General features: G+C 60.5%; 17 protein-coding genes. 12 read left to right on the top strand and 5 right to left on the bottom strand.

What is annotated here, in order from left to right:
• Window positions 1-39: 39 nt before the first annotated feature.
• The 8 genes from ssuD (at window position 40) to QFI97_RS06630 (ending at window position 9,511) form a co-directional block, all read left to right on the top strand.
• Window positions 40-1,212, top strand: a complete 1,173-nt coding sequence (ssuD, locus tag QFI97_RS06595; protein ID WP_095098692.1) for an FMNH2-dependent alkanesulfonate monooxygenase — start codon at window positions 40-42, stop codon at window positions 1,210-1,212.
• Window positions 1,213-1,256: 44 nt separating this feature from the next.
• Window positions 1,257-2,651, top strand: coding sequence for an FAD/NAD(P)-binding protein (locus tag QFI97_RS06600; RefSeq protein WP_346430772.1), 1,395 nt, complete (start codon window positions 1,257-1,259; stop codon window positions 2,649-2,651).
• Between the two features lie 40 nt (window positions 2,652-2,691).
• Window positions 2,692-4,098 (top strand): LLM class flavin-dependent oxidoreductase, encoded by a 1,407-nt coding sequence (locus QFI97_RS06605; RefSeq protein ID WP_241722870.1) that lies wholly within the window; start codon window positions 2,692-2,694, stop codon window positions 4,096-4,098.
• The gene (locus tag QFI97_RS06610) at window positions 4,095-5,114 is read left to right on the top strand and encodes a methionine ABC transporter ATP-binding protein (protein WP_095098684.1); all 1,020 of its coding nucleotides are present in this window, start codon (window positions 4,095-4,097) and stop codon (window positions 5,112-5,114) included. The genes QFI97_RS06605 and QFI97_RS06610 overlap by 4 nt, the downstream gene beginning before the upstream one ends.
• Window positions 5,111-5,809 carry a methionine ABC transporter permease gene (locus QFI97_RS06615; RefSeq protein WP_041146996.1) on the top strand — a complete coding sequence of 233 codons (699 nt, stop codon included), beginning with the start codon at window positions 5,111-5,113 and terminating at the stop codon, window positions 5,807-5,809. The genes QFI97_RS06610 and QFI97_RS06615 overlap by 4 nt, the downstream gene beginning before the upstream one ends.
• On the top strand, window positions 5,806-6,684 hold the full coding sequence (locus tag QFI97_RS06620; RefSeq protein WP_095098678.1) for a MetQ/NlpA family ABC transporter substrate-binding protein: 879 nt from the start codon (window positions 5,806-5,808) through the stop codon (window positions 6,682-6,684). Before QFI97_RS06615 ends, QFI97_RS06620 begins: the two co-directional genes overlap by 4 nt.
• A gap of 171 nt (window positions 6,685-6,855) precedes the next feature.
• The gene (locus QFI97_RS06625; RefSeq protein ID WP_095098676.1) at window positions 6,856-8,277 is read left to right on the top strand and encodes an MFS transporter; all 1,422 of its coding nucleotides are present in this window, start codon (window positions 6,856-6,858) and stop codon (window positions 8,275-8,277) included.
• 10 nt (window positions 8,278-8,287) lie between these two features.
• Window positions 8,288-9,511, top strand: coding sequence for an acyl-CoA dehydrogenase family protein (locus QFI97_RS06630; RefSeq protein ID WP_241782650.1), 1,224 nt, complete (start codon window positions 8,288-8,290; stop codon window positions 9,509-9,511).
• 36 nt (window positions 9,512-9,547) lie between these two features.
• Here the strand turns inward: QFI97_RS06630 and QFI97_RS06635 are convergent, their stop codons facing one another.
• The 5 genes from QFI97_RS06635 to queF all read right to left on the bottom strand — a co-directional run bounded on the left by QFI97_RS06635 (window position 9,548) and on the right by queF (window position 16,253).
• Window positions 9,548-10,486 carry a sulfonate ABC transporter substrate-binding protein gene (locus tag QFI97_RS06635; protein ID WP_095098670.1) on the bottom strand — a complete coding sequence of 313 codons (939 nt, stop codon included), beginning with the start codon at window positions 10,484-10,486 and terminating at the stop codon, window positions 9,548-9,550.
• 155 nt (window positions 10,487-10,641) lie between these two features.
• Complete coding sequence (locus QFI97_RS06640) at window positions 10,642-12,009, bottom strand: L-serine ammonia-lyase (RefSeq protein ID WP_095098668.1); 1,368 nt, start codon at window positions 12,007-12,009, stop codon at window positions 10,642-10,644.
• Window positions 12,010-12,066: 57 nt separating this feature from the next.
• Window positions 12,067-13,356 (bottom strand): HAAAP family serine/threonine permease, encoded by a 1,290-nt coding sequence (locus QFI97_RS06645; RefSeq protein WP_346430773.1) that lies wholly within the window; start codon window positions 13,354-13,356, stop codon window positions 12,067-12,069.
• A gap of 569 nt (window positions 13,357-13,925) precedes the next feature.
• Complete coding sequence (gene ppnN, locus QFI97_RS06650) at window positions 13,926-15,293, bottom strand: nucleotide 5'-monophosphate nucleosidase PpnN (protein ID WP_095098663.1); 1,368 nt, start codon at window positions 15,291-15,293, stop codon at window positions 13,926-13,928.
• Between the two features lie 114 nt (window positions 15,294-15,407).
• Entirely contained in the window at window positions 15,408-16,253 is an 846-nt protein-coding gene (gene queF / locus QFI97_RS06655) for an NADPH-dependent 7-cyano-7-deazaguanine reductase QueF (protein ID WP_346430774.1), read from the bottom strand.
• A gap of 68 nt (window positions 16,254-16,321) precedes the next feature.
• On the opposite strand from queF, the gene syd reads away from it, so the two are divergent.
• From syd to QFI97_RS06675, 4 genes are all read left to right on the top strand, one after another.
• Window positions 16,322-16,867, top strand: coding sequence for a SecY-interacting protein (gene syd / locus QFI97_RS06660; protein WP_346430775.1), 546 nt, complete (start codon window positions 16,322-16,324; stop codon window positions 16,865-16,867).
• A 631-nt stretch (window positions 16,868-17,498) separates the two neighbouring features.
• Window positions 17,499-17,828 carry a YqcC family protein gene (locus tag QFI97_RS06665; RefSeq protein WP_095098656.1) on the top strand — a complete coding sequence of 110 codons (330 nt, stop codon included), beginning with the start codon at window positions 17,499-17,501 and terminating at the stop codon, window positions 17,826-17,828.
• Window positions 17,828-18,622, top strand: a complete 795-nt coding sequence (gene truC, locus QFI97_RS06670; protein ID WP_095098653.1) for a tRNA pseudouridine(65) synthase TruC — start codon at window positions 17,828-17,830, stop codon at window positions 18,620-18,622. Before QFI97_RS06665 ends, truC begins: the two co-directional genes overlap by 1 nt.
• A 2-nt stretch (window positions 18,623-18,624) precedes the next feature.
• Window positions 18,625-19,068: a flavodoxin gene (locus QFI97_RS06675; protein WP_095098651.1), complete on the top strand. Its 444-nt coding sequence runs from the start codon at window positions 18,625-18,627 to the stop codon at window positions 19,066-19,068.
• Window positions 19,069-19,077 lie beyond the last annotated feature (9 nt).

Raw genomic sequence — 19,077 nt, forward strand, 5'->3', positions numbered from 1 at the left:
TTCGATGAATATCGAATATGGTTATATAGGAAATGGATAATGACGCAGAAAGCTAGCGATAAGATCAACGTGTTTTGGTTCTTACCCACCCACGGCGACGGCCGCTATCTGGGCACCACCGAAGGCGGACGCCCCGTTGATTTAGCGTACTTACAACAGGTTGCTCTGGCCGCCGACAGCCTTGGCTACTACGGCGTGCTGATCCCTACCGGCAAAAGCTGCGAAGACTCCTGGCTGGTCGCCTCGGCGCTGGCGCCGTTAACCCGCCGCCTGCGCTATCTGGTTGCGGTGCGTCCGGGACTGCAGCCGCCGACGCTGGCGGCGCGCATGGCGGCGACCCTCGACCGCCTGTCGGAAGGCCGGCTGCTGATCAACGTGGTAACCGGCGGCGATCCGGTGGAGAACAAGGGCGACGGGATTTTCCTCGACCATAGCCAGCGCTATCAGGTTACCCGTGAATTTCTTGACGTTTACTCGCGCCTGCTGAAAGGCGAAAAGGTGGATTATCACGGCGAGCATATTCAGGTTGAGGGGGCGGAAGTTCTCTTCCCGCCGGTGCAGGAAAACGGCCCGCCGCTCTATTTCGGCGGCTCTTCAGAGGAGGCCATTGACGTTGCCGCCGGGCAAATCGATAGCTATCTGACCTGGGGAGAACCGCCTGAGCTGGTGGCGGAGAAGCTGGCCATCGTGCGCGAGCGCGCCGCCGCCCGCGGCCGCACCCTGCAGTACGGCATTCGCCTGCACGTTATCGTCCGTGAAACGGAAGAAGAGGCCTGGGCCGCCGCCGACCGTCTGATTGCCCATCTGGATGATGACACCATCGCCCAGGCGCAGAAGATCTTTGCCCGCATGGATTCCGCAGGCCAGGCGCGAATGAGCGCCCTGCATAACGGCTCCCGCGACAACCTGCGCATCGCCCCGAACCTGTGGGCGGGCGTTGGCCTCGTGCGCGGCGGGGCGGGTACGGCGCTGGTCGGCAGCCCGCAGCAGGTCGCGGACCGCATTCGCGAATATCAGGCCCTCGGCATCACCAACTTTATCTTCTCCGGCTATCCGCACCTCGAAGAGGCCCACCGCTTTGCCGATTTGGTCATGCCGCTGCTGCCGCTTGCCGGCAACGCCCTGCCCAAAGCGCGCGGCGTGAATACCGGCCCGTTTGGCGAAACCATCGGCGGCGATAAGCGGCCGGTTAAACAGGTCAGCGCCAGCTGAGCGGGAGGTGGACATGCTTTTCTGCCTCCAGAGGGGGATTGCCGATGAGCGCTGAACCGCAGGTGGTCATTATCGGCGGCGGGTTCAGCGGCGCCGCCGTGGCGATTGAGCTTCTGCGCCTGGCCCCGCACGGGCTGCGGGTGACGCTGCTGGAGCCTCGCGCCGTGCCCGGCGCGGGGGTGGCCTACTCCACCGCCGAGCCCTCCCATCGCATCAACGTCCCCGCCGCGCGGATGCAGCTGGCGGGCGAGGAGGAGGGCGCTTTCGACCGCTGGTATCGCGGCCAGCCGGCATTTGCCGACGACCCGCAGGCGCGGCGTGAGGACGGCGCGCTCTATCCGCAGCGCGGCCAGTTTGGCCGCTACGTCAGCCAGCGCTTTACCGATGCGCTGCGGGCGAGCGCGGGACGGCTGGTTCACCTGCGTGAGCAGGCGCTGGCCTATGACCCGCGCGGCGTCACCACCGCCAGCGGCCGGCTGCTGAAAAGCGATCTGCTGATCCTCGCGGTGAGCCATCCGCCGCCGGCGCTGCCGCGCCTGGCGGCCCCTTTCCACGACCATCCTGCGCTGATTGCCAATCCGTGGCGTGCGGACGCGCTTGCCGACATTGCGCCGGATGCGCGGGTGGCGGTGATGGGTACCGGTCTGACGATGGCCGACACCATCGCTACCCTGTCGCGGCTCGGACATCGCGGTCCGGTGACGGCATTTTCGCGGCACGGCCTGCTGCCCAGAGGAAACATCAGCGGCGCTGCCGAGCCGTGGCCCGGCGACTATCGCCAGGGCACGCTGCGTCAGCGGCTGCGGCGGGTGCGGGAAGATGTCCGTCGCGCCGCGGAGCTGGGGCAGCCGTGGCAGGTGGTGCTGGACGCGGTGCGTAACCAGGGGCAGAGCATCTGGCAGGGGCTGACCTTTGCCGACCGCCAGCGCTTCCTGCGCCATCTGCGCAGCTACTGGGATGTGCATCGCTACCGCATCGCCCCGCAGGTCGCCGATGTGCTTAGCCAACGGCAGCGCGACGGCAGCCTGAAGGTGCAGGCGGCAAGGCTGACGGCGCTGGAGGGCGATGCCAGCCGGCTGACCCTGACCCTGAGTCCGCGCCACGGCGACCCTCAATCGCTGACCGTCGATCGCCTGATTCTGACCACCGGCCCCGCGCACGGCGGCCTGATCGACAGCCAGCCGCTGCTGCGCGACCTGGCGCATGAGGGGCTGATCCGCGCCGACGCGCTCGGGCTCGGGCTCGACGTCGACTCGCGCTCCCGGGCGATTGGCCGCGAGGGCGTGGTGACGCCAAAGGTACTAATTTCCGGCCCGGCGGCCCGCGGACGTTTTGGCGAGCTGATGGGTCTGCCGCAGGTCGCCGACCATGCCGCCGCGGTCGCCGCCGAAGCGCTGGCGACACTGGGGATCGAGAGTTCTTTCGTTATTCATGATTAAGCGTGCGCCCCTCGATCGGGACGCACCGTGGAGAAGTGCTATGTCATCACAACGCGAAATTCGTCTTAATGCTTTTGATATGAACTGCGTCGGCCACCAGTCGCCGGGGCTGTGGACCCATCCGCGCGATCGCTCATGGCAGTACAAGGATCTGGACTACTGGGTTGACCTCGCGCGTCTGCTGGAGCGCGGTAAGTTCGACGGCCTGTTTATTGCCGACGTGCTGGGCATCTACGACGTGCTGAACGGCAACGGCGATGCCGCCATTCGCCAGGCGACGCAGGTGCCGGTGAACGATCCGCTGGCGCTGATTACCCCGATGGCGCTGGTGACGGAGCACCTCGGCTTTGGTCTGACCGCATCGCTGTCGTTTGAGCATCCGTATCCGTTTGCCCGCCGCCTGTCGACCCTTGACCATCTGACCAAAGGCCGGGTGGGCTGGAATATCGTGACCTCATACCTGGAAAGCGGGGCGCGCAACATTGGTCATCAGGCGCAGACCGATCACGATGCGCGCTACGACTACGCCGATGAGTATCTCGACGTGGTTTATAAGCTGCTGGAAGGCAGCTGGGAAGATGGCGCGGTGCTGCGCGATCGCGAACGGGGGATCTTCAGCGATCCGCAGAAAATCCATCCGATCAACCATCAGGGTAACTTCTTCTCGGTGCCGGGGATCCACCTCTGCGAACCCTCGCCGCAGCGCACTCCGGTGCTCTATCAGGCCGGGGCGTCGAGCCGCGGGAAGCAGTTTGCCGCCGGGCACGCCGAGTGCGTGTTTGTCGCCGCGCCGTCAAAAACGCTGCTTAAAAAGACCGTGGCCGACATTCGCCGCCGCGCCGCGGAGGCCGGACGCGATCCGCGCAGCATCCTGATTTTTAACCTGCAAACGGTGATCGTCGGCGAAACCGACCGCGAGGCGCAGGCCAAATGGCAGGAGTATAAATCCTACGTCAGCTATGAAGGGGCGCTGGCGCTGATCTCCGGCTGGACCGGGATCGACTTCGGCCAGTACCAGCCGGATCAGGTGCTGAAATATCTGCATACCAACGCCATTCAGTCGGCGGTCGAGGCCTTTTCCACCGCCGATCCGGACCGTCAGTGGACGGTGCAGGCGCTGGCCGACTGGGTGGGGATTGGCGGCTTCGGCCCGCTGATCGTCGGCAGCGCGGAAACCGTGGCCGACGAGCTGCAGTCGTGGGTCGAGGAGACCGATGTCGATGGTTTTAACCTCGCCTACGCCGTCACCCACGAAACCTTCCGCGATGTGGTGGATCTGCTTATTCCCGAGCTGCAAAAGCGCGGCGTCTTCAAGCAGGAGTACCGCGAAGGCACGCTGCGCGAAAAACTGTTCGGCGCCGGGCCGCGCCTGGTGGCCCCGCATCCGGGGGCCAGCTACCGGCGCGGCGTGCGCATCGACGCCGGGGCGGGGGAGAAGGTGACATGATTGAGATAGACGACCTGCATAAAAGCTACCGCACGGCGGGGGGGCGGGTCAGCGAGGTGCTGAAAGGGCTGTCGCTGCGGGTGCCGACCGGCTCCATCACCGCGGTGGTGGGGCCAAGCGGCGCGGGTAAATCGACCCTTGCGCGCTGCATCAGCCTGCTGGAGCGCCCCGACAGCGGCAGCATCCGGGTTAACGGCAACGATTTGTCGCTGCTCAGCGGCGAGGCGCTGCGCCGCGAGCGGCGGGCGATCGGCACCGTTTTCCAGTCCTCGGCGCTGCTGAACCGCAAAACGGCCTGGCAAAATATCGCCCTGCCGCTGGAGTACCTCGGGGTGGTGGAGCGGGATGTTAAAGCCCGGGTCGGCGAACTGCTGGAAAGCGTCGGCCTGAGCGATAAAGCGGACGCCTGGCCGGCCCAGCTCTCCGGCGGCCAGCGCCAGCGCATCGGCATCGCCCGCGCCCTGGCGCTGCGTCCTTCGGTGCTGCTGGCGGACGAGGCCACCTCCGGGCTGGACCCGCAGGCCACCGCCGCGGTGCTCAATTTGCTTAAACGCCTGCGCGATGAGTATCGCCTGGCGATCGTGCTGATTACCCACGAGATGGACGCGGTACGCGCGGCGGCGGATGCGGTCGCTGAAATTCGCGACGGCGCGATCCTTCAGTTCGGCGAGGTGAAAGAGCTGCTGGCGCGCCCGGATTCTCTGCTGGGCCAGCAGCTGCTGCCGCTCTCTCCGGTGGCGGCCCATAGCGATCTGCTGCTGCGCCTGAGCTACCGCTGGGATGTGCCGGTGGCCACCGACTGGATCAGCCGCCTGAGCCAGCAGTTTGCGCTGCAGATTGACCTGCTCGGCGGCCACGTTGAGGTGATCAACGGCCGGCTGGCGGGGCGGCTGCAGGCGGGGGTGCGCTTTCAGGGCGAGCGTCTGTCGGCGGCGCGGATGCTGGCGCTGCTGGCGCAGCTCGGTATCGCGGCGGAGGTGCTTGACGGCGCGCCGGAACTCAAGGAGGCGGTATGAAACCTTCGGTAATCAGCCAGGATACCCCCTGGAGCGAGATCCATACGCTGCTGCTGCCCGCCTACGGCGAAACCTGGCTGATGGTGGCCATTGTGATGCTGTTTGTGGTGACCCTCGGCGGAGCGGTCGGAGTGGTGCTATTCAACGCTTCGTCGCGGGGCCTGTTCCCGCACGCCGCGCTGTACCGGGTGCTGAACTGGGTGGTGAATATGGGGCGCTCCCTGCCGTTTCTGGTGCTGATGGCGGCGATTATTCCCTTCACCTTCTGGCTCACCGGGACAACGATCGGCATTCCTGCCGCCGTGGTGCCGATGATCGCCGCCGGGGTGCCGTTTTTCGGCCGGCTGGTGGAAAACGCGCTGCGCGAGCTGCCGGCGGAGGTCACCGCCGTGGGGATCGTCTGCGGCGGCTCGCGCTGGCAGATTATCCGCAGCGCCCAGCTGAGTGAAGCCCTGCCCGCGCTGGTGGCGGCGGTGACGCTCAACCTGGTGTCGATGATCGAATATTCCGCCATTGCCGGCACCATCGGCGCGGGAGGGATCGGCTATCTGGCGGTGGTGTACGGCTACCAGCGCTTCGACAATCACATCATGATCGCCACCATTATCGCGCTGATCGCCACTATCCAGCTGATTCAATTTTTCGGTGACCGTCTGGTCAACAAACTTCGCCACACGCAGGGGATCTCTTCATGACAACAGAACAGTTTGAGTTACGTAAGGCCCGCCGCTGGCCGTGGCTGGCGGCGCTGGTAGTGATTGTGGCGCTGGCCGTCGCCTTCTGGTGGTGGCGGGGAGAGGCCCGGTCGCAGCAGGTGGTGTTCGGCACCACCCTGAAAATTCATTATGAACCGGCGATGGCCGGCGAGCAGCGGATCATCGAGTACATCGGCGAGCATATCGCGCCGGATTACGGCCTCAAGCTGGAGGCGGTGGGGGTACAGGATCCGGTGCAGGCGGATCGCGCGGTGGCGCAGGGGGAGTACGCCGGAACCATCTATCAGCATCAGTGGTGGCTGAAGCAGGTGGTGGACGCTAACGGCTTCGCGCTTTCCACCACGGTGCCGGTGTTCCAGTGGGCCTTTGGCATTTACTCCGATCGCTATAAATCGGTTAAGGATCTGCCGAATGGGGCGACGATCGTGGTGCCGGATGATGGCGCCAACCAGGGGCAGGCGCTGTGGCTGCTGCAGCGCATCGGCCTGATTACGCTCGACCCGGCGGTGGAGCCGCGCACGGCGAAGCTGAAAAATATCGTCGGCAACCCGCATCAGTTTAATTTCAAAGAGCTGGACCTGTTAACCATGCCGCGGGCGCTCAATTCGGTGGATGCGGCAATCGGCTATGTCTCGCAGTTTGATGCCGGAAAAGTATCGCGTGACAGAGGCATTTTATTCCCGCCGGCGCCGCGCACCTTCGCTTCGCAATTGGTCATCGGGACGCCTTATTTGTCGCAGGAGAATATCGTCAAATTAAAACAGGCGTTTTCCGACCCGCGGATCCAGACCTGGCTGAAAACCACCGACGATCCGCTGGTGAAAGACGTGCTGGTGCCGGTTTCCGCCGAATAATCTGCGCTGATGAGCGATCTCGCAGGACGGGCGAAAGCTCGTCCTGATTTTGCCGTTTTATTCAATTAACTTATTGAATATATTGATTTTTATATGCGTATTTGTTGGTTCCACTTTATCAGCGGTCGGCCTATAACTGCGATCGTCTGCACAACATAATAAGGTGAAAACATGAGTACGCTGTCTGTTGATAATCCCGGTGTGGCCTCCGCGCCGGTGAGTAGCGTCGGGGATGTGGCGCGGCTAATTAATTCGGGCAAGGATCAGGCTAAATATGCGCGGATGATTGTCTTCCTCGCTCTCGGCGGCGTCTTCCTTGACGCCTATGATTTAACCACGCTCTCCTACGGCATCGACGACGTGGTGCGTGAATTCCAGCTCTCGCCGCTGCTGACCGGCCTGGTCACCTCATCCATTATGGTCGGCACCATTTTTGGCAACCTGATCGGCGGCTGGCTGACGGATAAATATGGCCGCTATTCGGTGTTTATGGCCGATATGCTGTTTTTTGTCGTCTCGGCTATCGCCGCGGGGCTGGCGCCCAACGTCTGGGTGCTGATCGGCGCCCGTTTCCTGATGGGCATCGGCGTCGGTATCGATCTGCCGGTCGCCATGTCCTACCTCGCTGAATTCTCCCGTTTTACCGGCAAAGGCAACAAGGCCTCGCGCCTCGCCGCCTGGTGCCCGATGTGGTACGCCGCCTCGACGGTCTGTTTTCTGATTATCTTCGGCCTCTATTTTCTGCTGCCAAAGGAGCATCTCGACTGGCTGTGGCGCGCCTCGCTGCTGTTTGGCGCGGTTCCGGCGCTGCTGATTATCGCCGTGCGCAGAAAATTTATGAATGAATCGCCGCTGTGGGCGGCAAACCAGGGAGACCTGGCCTCGGCGGTGCGCATTCTGCGCGACTCTTACGGCATTGCCGCCCATGAAGCGCCGGCTGAACGCCCCGCGCCGCCGCCGAAGGTGAGCTTCCGCGTGCTGTTTGAAAAGCCGTACCGCGAGCGCACCATCGTTGCCGGGGTGATGAATATCTGTATCTCCTTTGAGTACACCGCCATCGCCTTTTTCCTGCCGTCGATCCTCGCGCAGTTTCTCGGGGCCGGCGTGTTTGAAACCATCTCCGCTTCGCTGGGGCTGAACGCGCTGTTTGCCTTTACCGGCGGGCTGCTGGGAATGCATCTGGCGTGGAAATATCCGTCGCGCCACGTGGCGATTGCCGGCTTCGCGCTGCAGTTTATCGCCCTGATTGTGCTTGCTCTGGTGGGTCAGCCGCAGGCCACCGTCGGCGTGGTGCTGGCGATTGCGATGCTTGGGCTGTGGCTGTTTGCCGAGGGCTTTGGCCCCGGCGCGCAGCTGATGATCTATCCGGCGCTCTCCTATCCAACCTCGATTCGCGCCACCGGCGTCGGCTTCAGCCGGGCGCTCTCCGGGATCGGCAGCGCGCTGGCGCTGTTCGTGCTGCCGCTGCTGCAGGCCTCCCTCGGCACGCAAATGTTCTGGGTGGTATCGCTGGCCGCCCTGATTCCGATCTTCTTCCTGCTTGCGGTTCGCCACGAGCCGACGCGTCACGACATTGACGACAGCCACCATTAAGGAACAGATGATGACACTACTTTCTACCGGTACCGATTACGAACAGCTGGCGGCGGCCTTTCGGCCGATTTTCTCGCGCATTGCGCAAGGGGCGGCCAGCCGCGAGCAGCAGCGTATTCTGCCCGAGGAGCCGATTCGCTGGCTGAAGGAGGCGGGATTCGGCACGCTGCGCATTCCGCGGGAAAAGGGCGGCTGGGGCGCGTCGCTGCCGCAGCTGATTGCCCTGCTGATTGAGCTGGCCGAGGCTGATTCAAACCTGCCGCAGGCGCTGCGCGCTCATTTTGCCTTTGTTGAGGATCGTCTGAATCAGCCCGATTCTGCGCAGCGCGATCGTTGGTTCCAGCGTTTTCGCGACGGGGAGCTGGTGGGCAGCGGCTGGACCGAAACGGGGGCGGTAAAGCTTGGGGAGGTGAATACTCAGGTGACGCCGGACGAGCACGGCTGGCGGCTAAGCGGCGAGAAGTTTTACAGCACCGGGACGCTGTACGCCGACTGGATTGACGTCTTTGCCCGCCGCAGCGACAACAACGGCGATGTGATAGCGCTGGTCAGTACCAGGCAAAGCGGGGTGGAGCGAGAGGACGACTGGGACGGCTTTGGCCAGCGTCTGACCGGCAGCGGCACCACCCGCTTCCGGCAGGCGCAGGTTGAGCAGGAACATGTCTACGATTTTGCCGAGCGCTTTCGCTACCAGACCGCCTTCTATCAGCATATCTTACTGGCGACGCTGGCGGGTATCGGCCTGGCGGTAGAACGCGATGCCGCCGAAGGGGTGAAAAAACGCTCCCGTATGTACAGCCACGGCAATGCCGCCGTGCCGCGCGACGATCCTCAGGTGCTGCAGGTGGTAGGGCAAATCAGCAGCTGGGCGTGGGCGACCCGCGCGGCGGTGCTGCAGGCGGCGGAGTCTTTACAGCAGGCCTATATCGTTCACGCCAGCGGCGACGAGGCGCTGATTGCGCAGCGTAATCGTCTGGCGGAGGTTGAAGCGGCGCAGGCGCAGGTGATTGCCAGCGACTGGATACCGCGCGCGGCGACCGAGCTGTTTAACGCCCTCGGCGCGTCGGACACCCGGGTAGGCAAAGCGCTCGATCGCCACTGGCGCAACGCGCGCACGGTGGCGTCGCATAATCCGGTTATCTATAAAGCGCGCAATATCGGCAACTGGCTGGTCAACGGCGAAGCGCCGACCTTTATCTGGCAGATAGGCAACGGCGAGAAAACGCAGGGGTAAGGAGGGGGCGGCGGGGAAAACCGTCGCCGTTAATCACTATTTATCCTGCGACCAGGTGGCGCTGCGCACGTCCACTTTGACCGGCAGCAGGCCAACGCGGGTGAAGGTATCCGCCAGCGCCTGCTGTTCGTTATAGACCGCAGGCGTCATGCGTTCGGCGCCGTAGGGCAGGCGAGCGAGCGCTTTCAGCCAGATTGCCTTATCCAGCCCGGTTGAGGTCGCCAAAATTCCGGCGGCGTCATCCTGATGAGCGTTAGCCCAGTCGCTGAGCTGGCGTAACTCATCCACCACCTGTTTTGCCGTATCCGGGTGGTTTTCGGCAAATTTGCGGCTGGCGAGATAGAAGGTGTAGTGCGGCACCAGCCCTTCAGCGTTGCGGATCTGCCGCGCCCTGGCGTTGGTTTCGACTTCGGCAAGGTACGGGTCCCAGATAACCCAGGCATCAATGGCGCCGCGCTGGAAGGCGGCGCGGGCATCGGCCGGAGGCAGATAGACCGGCGTGATATCTTTATAGCTCAGTCCGGCTTTTTCCAGCGCGGCCACCAGCAGGTAGTTGACGTCAGAGCCTTTATTCAGCCCCACGCGCTTGCCTTTCAGGTCGGCCACGTTGTGGATCGTCGAGTTTTCCGGCACCACGATGGCTTCGGTTTTGGGGTTCGCCGGGGAGTGGGCGAGATAAACCAGATCCGCCCGCGCCGCCTGAGCGAATGCCGGCGGAGCGTCGCCGGTGGCCGCCAGGTCGATACTGCCGACGTTCAGCCCTTCCAGCATCTGCGGACCGGCAGGAAACTCTATCCAGCGCACGGCGATCCCCTGTTTTTTGAAGGTCTCATCGAGGGTTCCGCGATATTTCAGCAGGGCGAAAATATTGGCTTTTTGATAGCCGATGTTAACGGTTTCCGGCGCCTGTGCCAGCGCGGAAGCAGAGAGGCCGAGCACCAGCGGCAGCAGGGCCAGATGGAACCTTTTGGACATGATTTGTTCTCCTGTAGCGGTTAACCGTAAGGTAACAAATTGCCCTTATAACCAATAAATAACTAAATCTTAGTCTATATAACAAAAGTAGCGGTTGGCGCGGCGGGGAGTGCGGGAGAGTGCCCGGCAGGCGCGGCTGCCGGGCCGGAGAGGGCTTAATCGCAGGTCACGATTTTCATCGCCAGGCCACCGCGCGACGTTTCACGGTACTTGGCGTTCATATCCTTGCCGGTTTCGTACATCGTCTCGATAACCTTATCGAGGCACACGCGCGGTTCGCTGGTGCGGCGCAGCGCCATCCGGGCGGCGTTGACGGCCTTCACCGAGGCGATGGCGTTACGCTCGATGCACGGCACCTGAACCTGGCCGGCAACCGGGTCGCAGGTCAGACCCAGGTTGTGCTCCATACCGATTTCCGCGGCGATGCACACCTGGCCCGGGCTGCCGCCCAGCAGCTCGGTTAAGCCGGCCGCCGCCATCGAACAGGCCACGCCGACCTCGCCCTGGCAGCCCACTTCGGCGCCGGAAATCGAGGCGTTCATCTTATACAGCGAGCCAATTGCGCTGGTCACCAGCAGGTAGCGCGCCAGCGAGTTGGCGTTAACCTTGCGGATAAACTTATCGTAGTAGGCCAGTACCGCAGGCACGATCCCGCAGGCGCCGTTGGTCGGCGCGGTGACCACGCGGCCGCCGGCGGCGTTCTCTTCGTTCACCGCCAGGGCGAACATATTGATCCAGTCAACGACCGCCATCGGATCGCTGTTGGTATTGTCCTGGCTGACCAGCATCCGGCGTAACGCGGCGGCGCGGCGCGGGACCCGCAGCTTGCCCGGCAGAACCCCTTCGGTGCTGATGCCGCGTTCGATACCGCCGCTCATCACTTCCCAGACGGCGGCAAAGTGCTGCTCCAGCTCTTCTTTGCTGTGCAGCGCCAGCTCGTTTTGCATCATCAGGCCGGAAAGCGAGAGCCCGCTTTCGCGGCAGTGCCGCTGTAAATCAGCCGCATTTTGGTAGGGATAAGGTACCGAGACCGGAGCTTCGTTGCTCTGGCCGAAGTGCTGTTCGTCGACGATAAAACCGCCGCCGATGGAGTAGTAGGTCTGGCTATAGAGCACTTTGTCGCCGCCGAGGGCGGTAATGCGCATGCCGTTTTCATGCAGCGACAGGTTGTCAGCATGAAAATTCATGCAGCGGTCAACCGGGAAGTCGACCTCCTGCTGGCCGTTTGCCAGCATCAGGCGCCCGTGGGTGTTGACGTCCTGAATAAACGCCGGAATGGCGTCAATGTCGACGCTATCGGGCATGTTGCCCGCCAGGCCCATAATAATCGCAATGTCGGTGTGGTGGCCTTTGCCGGTCAGGGAAAGGGAACCGTATACGTCGACGATGACGGTGGTGACGTTGGCAAGCAGCCCGCGCGCGATAAGGTCGTCGGTGAATTGTTTGCCCGCTTTCATTGGCCCCACTGTGTGGGAGCTGGAAGGGCCAATGCCGATTTTAAAGATATCGAATACGCTGATCATGATGCACATCCAGAGCTGTCGGAAAGCGCGCCGCCGGCGGGCGGCGCGAGGGGGAGATTAGCTGAACAGAGAGTAGAAAATTGCGGAGATAGCAATCAGGCCCATAAGCACCACGAAGACGTTGCTGACGTGGCCGCTGTATTTGCGCATCGCCGGGACTTTCTGAATCGCGTACATCGGCATCAGGAACAGAATCATCGCGATAATCGGGCCGCCTAGGGTTTCGATCATACCGAGAATGCTCGGGTTCAGCGTCGCCACAATCCAGGTGGTGACCAGCATGAACAGCGCGGTGATTTTGTTCAGCTTATTGATTTCGATGGATTTACCTTTACCGCGCAGGGATTTAATCACCATGCCGTTAAAGCCTTCACGGGCGCCAAGATAGTGGCCGAGGAAGGATTTGGTGATGGCAATCATCGCAATGATCGGCGCCATCCAGGCAATCAGCGGGGCGTTAAAGTGGTTCGCCAGGTAAGAGAGAATCGAGATGTTCTGATCTTTTGCCGCCGCCAGGTCCGTCGGGGAGAGGCTCAGTACGCAGCTGAAGACGAAGAACATAACGGTAATCACCATCATGATGTGCGCGCGGGCGAGGATGCTGGAGCATTTTTTCTCAGCGCCCTGGCCGTACTCTTCACGCTTCGCCACGGCGAAGGAGGAGATGATCGGTGAGTGGTTAAAGGAGAAGACCATGACCGGAATCGCCAGCCACAGGGTCATCCACAGGCCGTTGCCGGTAGAGGTTGCGCTGCTCAGGGAGAGCGTTTCCAGCGCCGCGCCGTTCCACTCAGGGATCAGATACAGCGCCAGAATCATCAGGGCGACCACGAACGGGAACACCAGCACGCTCATCGCTTTAACGATCATCTGCTCACCGAAGCGCACGATGGTCATCATCCCGACGATCAGGATCAGCGAGAGGATCGCGCGCGGCGGCGGCGTCATGTGCAGCTGGTGCAGCATAAAGCTCTCGACGGTATTGGTAATCGCGACGCTATAAACCAGCAGGATCGGGTAGATAGCAAAGAAGTAGAGCAGGGTAATCAGCTTACCGGCGCCAACGCCAAAGTGTTCTTCGACGACTTCGGTGATGTCCTCGCCCGGATTCTTACCGGAAAGCACAAAACGGGTCATCCCGCGGTGGGCAAAGAAAGTCATCGGGAAAGCCAGAATAGCCATGATGATCAGGGGGATAAGGCCGCCGACCCCGGCGTTGATCGGCAGGAACAAAACGCCCGCGCCGATAGCCGTGCCGTACAGGCCCAGCATCCACATGGTATCCGTTTTGCGCCATCCGCTGCGGGTTGCGCCCGAAACGACAGTGCTGGTTTGCGTGGTTTCCATCTGTATCTCCTGGAGGAAGCAACAAAAAATAATAAATAAAATCAATTAAGTAATATAAAATTCGTTTGTTTACGGTTTTTTAGTGATTTTCTCCGTAACAAGTGGGGCGGAAAGATACATTCATATTGGAAATCTATCAGTGATCTCGATCTCAATTGCAATAATCCACTTTCAAGGTGGGTATTTTTAGTCCAACAGTCTGTTTCTGATGTTCAGCCAGATATTTGTGGCGCGAAGGCTATCATTCGCAGCATATGAGATAAAAGCATGACGGCGTAATAACGAGGTTTTTGCTGTAAAAATGAGATGTTCTCGATGTTTTAGCTCTCAAATGTCTTTTTTGTGGTGATATTTGTTGCTGTTTTTGGAAAGGCAAACGATTGGCTTTGTAAAAAGCTACAAAACATTCACAAAGGAAATAGATTTCTGACAGGGCGCGCGGCGAAGCCGGTGGGTAGGCAGATTATCGTGCTGGAGTGCTGGAGTGCTGGAGTGCTGGAGTGCTGGAGTTCGGGTTGGGCTGCCCGGGCAGGACGTCAGCCGCCGCCCGGGAAGGGTTACAACAGGGCTCAGGAGCCTATTTCATAGCAAGGAATATAGGCGCTGCCGCCCGGCAGCTTCATGCGGTGCTGGGCGACGAAGCCCTGCAGCAGATCGTCCATGCGGCGCATGATCTCCGCATCGCCGTGCAGCTTATAAGGGCCGAATTTTTCAATCGCCTGGATGCCGACCTCTTTGACGTTCCCGGCGACGATCCCGGAGAAGGCGCGGCGGAGATCCGCGGCCAGCACTTCTACCGGCTGGTCCGGGTAGAGCTTGAGGTTGGCCATGTTTTCGTGCGTCGGATCGAACGGCATCTGCAGGTCCGGCGAAATACGAATCGACCAGTTAAAGCTGTAGGCGTCGTCGGTTTCCCGGCGGCTCTCTTTCACCAGCGGCATTGCTTTCTTCAGCTGACGCGCAACTTCGCTGGCGTCGTCAATGATAATCCGGTAGTGGCGGCGCGCCGATTCGCCCATAGTGTGGACGATGAACTCATCCAGCACGCGGAAATAGTTCGCGCTCTCTTTTGGCCCGGTAAGGATCAGCGGCAGTACCTGCGCCTTGTTGGCCGGGTGCATCAGAATGCCCAGCAGATAGAGCAGCTCTTCCGCCGTCCCCACCCCGCCCGGGAAGATGATGATACCGTGGGCGATGCGCACGAACGCCTCAAGGCGTTTTTCGATGTCCGGCATGATGATCAGTTCGTTCACCAGCGGGTTCGGCGGCTCGGCGGCTATAATAGAAGGTTCGGTCATGCCGATAAAGCGGCTGTCTTTGTAGCGCTGCTGGGCATGGCCAACCGCGGCGCCTTTCATCGGCGCTTCCATCGCGCCCGGGCCGCAGCCGGTGCAGATATTCAGCTCGCGCAGGCCGAGCTGGGTCCCGACGCGGCGGGCGTAGAGATATTCGGTCTCATTGATCGAGTGGCCGCCCCAGCAGACGATCATATTTGGCGCTTCGCCGACGTGCAGGGCGCGGGCGTTACGCAGAATCGAGAATACCAGGTTGGTGATATGCACCGAACTTTCGAGGTCGAGGTTCGGGAGACGAACGGTATTATGAATCTGCCCGTAAACGAACAGGATGTCGCGCAGCACGGCAAACAGGTTGGCCTGCAGGGAACGGATAATACGCCCGTCAACGAACGCCTCTTCCGGCGGGTTGATCAGTTCCAGCTTCACGCCGCGTTCGCGACGCAGCACGTTAATATCGAAGTTTTCAAAACGAGACAGTAGCTCTTTGCTGTTATCGGTCAGGCTCCCCGAGTTGAGCACGGCAAGCGAACAGTTGCGAAAGAGCTGATACAGGTCGCTGCTGGCGGTGCGTTTAAGCATATCCACTTCCAGCTGTGACAGCATATCCATTGAACCAAGCGGGCTAACATGTGTAATCAAGTGAACTCCTTAACAGGACGATTATCGTCTTCCTGTGATTACAATAGCCTTGCCTGCGGCGTTTCCACAACCTTGCGTACGCGTGAACGCACGCAAAGTTGTGAAAATTCTTTACTACTGGCGCGCCAGGCGAGCGATAGCCGGAACAAAGTCCGCGTTGCTGCGCCACGGGTTGATGTCGAGGCCGCCGCGGCGGGTATAGCGGGCGTAGACGGAGAGCGATTGCGGCCGGCAGAAGCGCAGGAGGTCGTTGAAGATCCGCTCGACGCACTGCTCGTGAAACTCGTTGTGATGACGGAACGAGACCAGGTAGCGCAGCAGCTTTTCGCGATCGATTTTTGGCCCACGATACTGGATTTGCACCGAACCCCAGTCCGGCTGATGGGTGATCAGGCAGTTGGATTTAAGCAGATGGCTCACCAGCGTCTCTTCGACGATGTTGTCGCCGGCGGCGCCCAGCAGGTAGTCGGTGCTGAATTCATAGTTATCAATCTCGATATCCTGATCGTCGATGCAGGTGCCGTGCAGATGGGCCACCGGCTGGCCTTCGAGTTCGTCAAGGCGATAGAGCGCAACCGTGACCTCGCCCTGGGCGCAGGCGCTAAGGTCGCGCGCCAGGGTCGCCTGCACCTCCTGCCAGTCGGCAAAGCGGGTCTGGTTAAAGCTGTTGAGATAGAGCTTAAAGCTCTTGGATTCCACCAGGTTCACGCTGGTATCGCTCAGCTCGATGTGGCCCACCGCCACCTGCGGCAGGCCTTTTGCATTCAGCCAGGAGAGTTCGTACAGCGTCCAGATATCGCCGCCGTGGAAGGGCAGGCTGTCGGCGTGGAGGCCCAGCGGATCGCGGTTCAGGCTGCGCGGCACGCCCTGCAGCAGGGATGCGTCGTAGGTATCACGGTAATCGGTTGATTTACCGAGCGTCAGGCCAGCCAGAGCCTGATGATTCTCATAAGAAGACATGTTTCACCATAGTAAAGCGGGTACACTATTTGCTAAGTGTATCCTGGCTAACGTGAAGAGAGAAACCGGTGGACAATCAGACCGCAGAAGCGCTGCAAGCATTTACCCAACGTTATTGCGACGCCTGGCAGCAGCAGCGCGCAAGCCTGCCGCGCAGCGAAGAGCTTTACGGCATCCCGTCGCCCTGCATCAGCTCGACGGACGCCGACGCCGTTTTCTGGCAACCGCAGCCCTTTTCACTCGCCGCCAATATCAGCGCGGTTGAAAGGGCCTTAGATATTGTGGTACAACCGCCAGCTCATAGTTATTATACCACCCAGTTTGCCGGCGATATGCAGGCGCGCTTGGCCGGTGAAACGATGACCCTGCTGCAAACCTGGAGTCCGGATGACTTCCAGCGTATGCAGGAAAATCTGATTGGTCATCTGGTGGTGCAAAAACGCCTGAAGCTGTCGCCGACGCTGTTTATCGCCACTCTGGACAGCGAGCTGGAAGTTATCTCCGTTTGTAACCTGAGCGGTGAAGTCCTCAAAGAGACGCTCGGCACGCGCAAGCGTACGACCCTTGCTCCCTCCCTTGCGAGTTTTCTTAACCAGCTTGAGCCGGTTCTGTAACCCATTGTGCCTGTCCATTTGTGAGAGATCTCTTACAAGACCTGTAAGAGATCGTCATCATTTAAGTCATTTTTCAACTATTTAATTTTTAATAAACCAATTAAATTCAGTTGGTTAGGTTTTATATCGTCTTTTTCAGTGGTGACTAATCTTAAGAGATTGTCGTATGAAGGCTTGTAAGACGAGGCGGAATCAGGGATCCTATGTACGTCGACAGGAAGTCGCGAAATGAAGTGAACATCAGGATGATGACGCTTCTGCAGGACCCGCCGGGAAGGCGCAGCAAGGACAGGCTTCAGGATGAAGCACAGGATAACGCAGGATTGCGTAAAGGACACCTCCAGGATGGAGAACGTGAGCCGCTCATGATGAACGGTGGATCAGGAAGATCGGGATAGACTTAAGGACAGGTAATTTCACATCGGGGTGGTGTGAAAGCAGGACGCACTGGTTTATGGATGAACATGGTCAGGAGACCTCAGGAAAAGTTTTCACGGACGAGCAGGGAGCACCAATGTAGCTGGATTGCTGCGAAACGAACCGGGAGCACTGTTTATACAGTGCTCCCTTTTTTTATTTCTCTTCTGAATTTGCTATTCTGCGCCGGTTTACAACTCATCGAGGTTTCCCCATGACTCTTCACCTCAGCGTGCGCGAGCGCCTGCACGCGATTGAAGCGCTGCTGCGCGAAACGCAGTACTGGCAGGAAAGCGCGCCGCAAAGCAGCGCCTTTGCCAGCGACAGTCCGTTCTGCATGGATACCATGGAGCCGCTGGAGTGGCTCCAGTGGGTGCTGATCCCTCGTATGCATCAGCTGCTGGATGGCGAGCAGCCGCTGCCGCAGAGTTTTGCCGTCTCCCCTTATTATGAGATGGCCCTTGATGCCGCCCACCCGCTGCGCGATCGCGTGCTGGCCGAGCTGCTGCTGCTCGATACCCTTTTTGCGAGCGATAACGCCTGATGCTGGAAATTATTTATCAGGACGAGTGGCTGGTGGCGGTCAATAAGCCTTCCGGCTGGCTGGTCCACCGCAGCTGGTTGGATCGCGATGAAAAAGTGGTGGTTATGCAAACGGTGCGCGATCAGATTGGCCAGCACGTCTTTACCGCCCATCGGCTCGACAGACCGACCTCCGGCGTTCTGCTGATGGGGCTATCAAGCGAGGCGGGAAGGCGGCTGTCGCAGCAGTTTGAACAACACCAGATGCAAAAACGCTACCACGCCATTGCCCGCGGCTGGCTCACCGAAGAGGCGCTGCTCGATTATCCGCTGGTTGAAGAGCTGGATAAAATAGCCGATAAATTTGCGCGCGAAGATAAAGGCCCGCAGCCAGCGGTGACCCACTATCGTGGCCTGGCGACGGTGGAAATGCCGGTCGCCACCGGACGCTATCCGACGACGCGCTATAGCCTGGTTGAGCTGGAGCCTAAAACGGGACGTAAGCATCAGCTGCGCCGCCATCTGTCACACCTGCGCCACCCGATTATCGGCGACAGCAAGCACGGCGATCTGCGGCAGAACCGCAGCGCGGTTGAAAACTTTGCCTGCGACCGCCTGATGCTGCATGCCAGCCAGCTCTCGCTAACTCATCCGTTTACCGGCGAGCCGCTGGTCATTCGCGCCAGCCTGGACGATGTGTGGATGCGGGCTCTGTCGCAGTTTGGCTGGCGAGGCCTTCTGCCGCTAAATGAAAGGGTTGAGTTTGCTGGCGACAGCGGTCAGGATGAACAGATTGAGGTCAATCCAGGGAGATAAACATGGCAGAAGTCGGGATTTTTGTCGGTACGATGTATGGCAACGCGCTGCTGGTCGCTGAAGAAGCTGAAGCCATTTTGAGCGGTCTGGGCCATAAAGCGAAGGTGTTCGAAGACCCGGAGGTTCAGGACTGGGAACCCTACAGCGGAAAATATGTCCTGGTCGTGACGTCAACGACCGGACAGGGCGATCTGCCGGATAGCATCGTCCCGCTGTACGAAGGCATTAAGGATATGTACCAGCCGCACCTGCGCTACGGAATCATCGCGCTCGGCGATAGCACCTACGCTAACTTCTGCGGCGGCGGCAAAACCTTTGATGCGCTGCTGCAGGAGCAGGGCGCAAAGCGCGTCGGCGAAATGCTGCTGATTGACGCCAGCGAAGACCCGGAACCCGAAGGCGTTTCCAACCCGTGGGTTGAACAGTGGGCGACCCTGCTCGAATAGGCGGATGAA

Origin of the sequence: Klebsiella scottii (assembly GCF_036561945.1) — a bacterium.
In the GTDB taxonomy this organism is placed as follows: domain Bacteria; phylum Pseudomonadota; class Gammaproteobacteria; order Enterobacterales; family Enterobacteriaceae; genus Klebsiella; species Klebsiella scottii.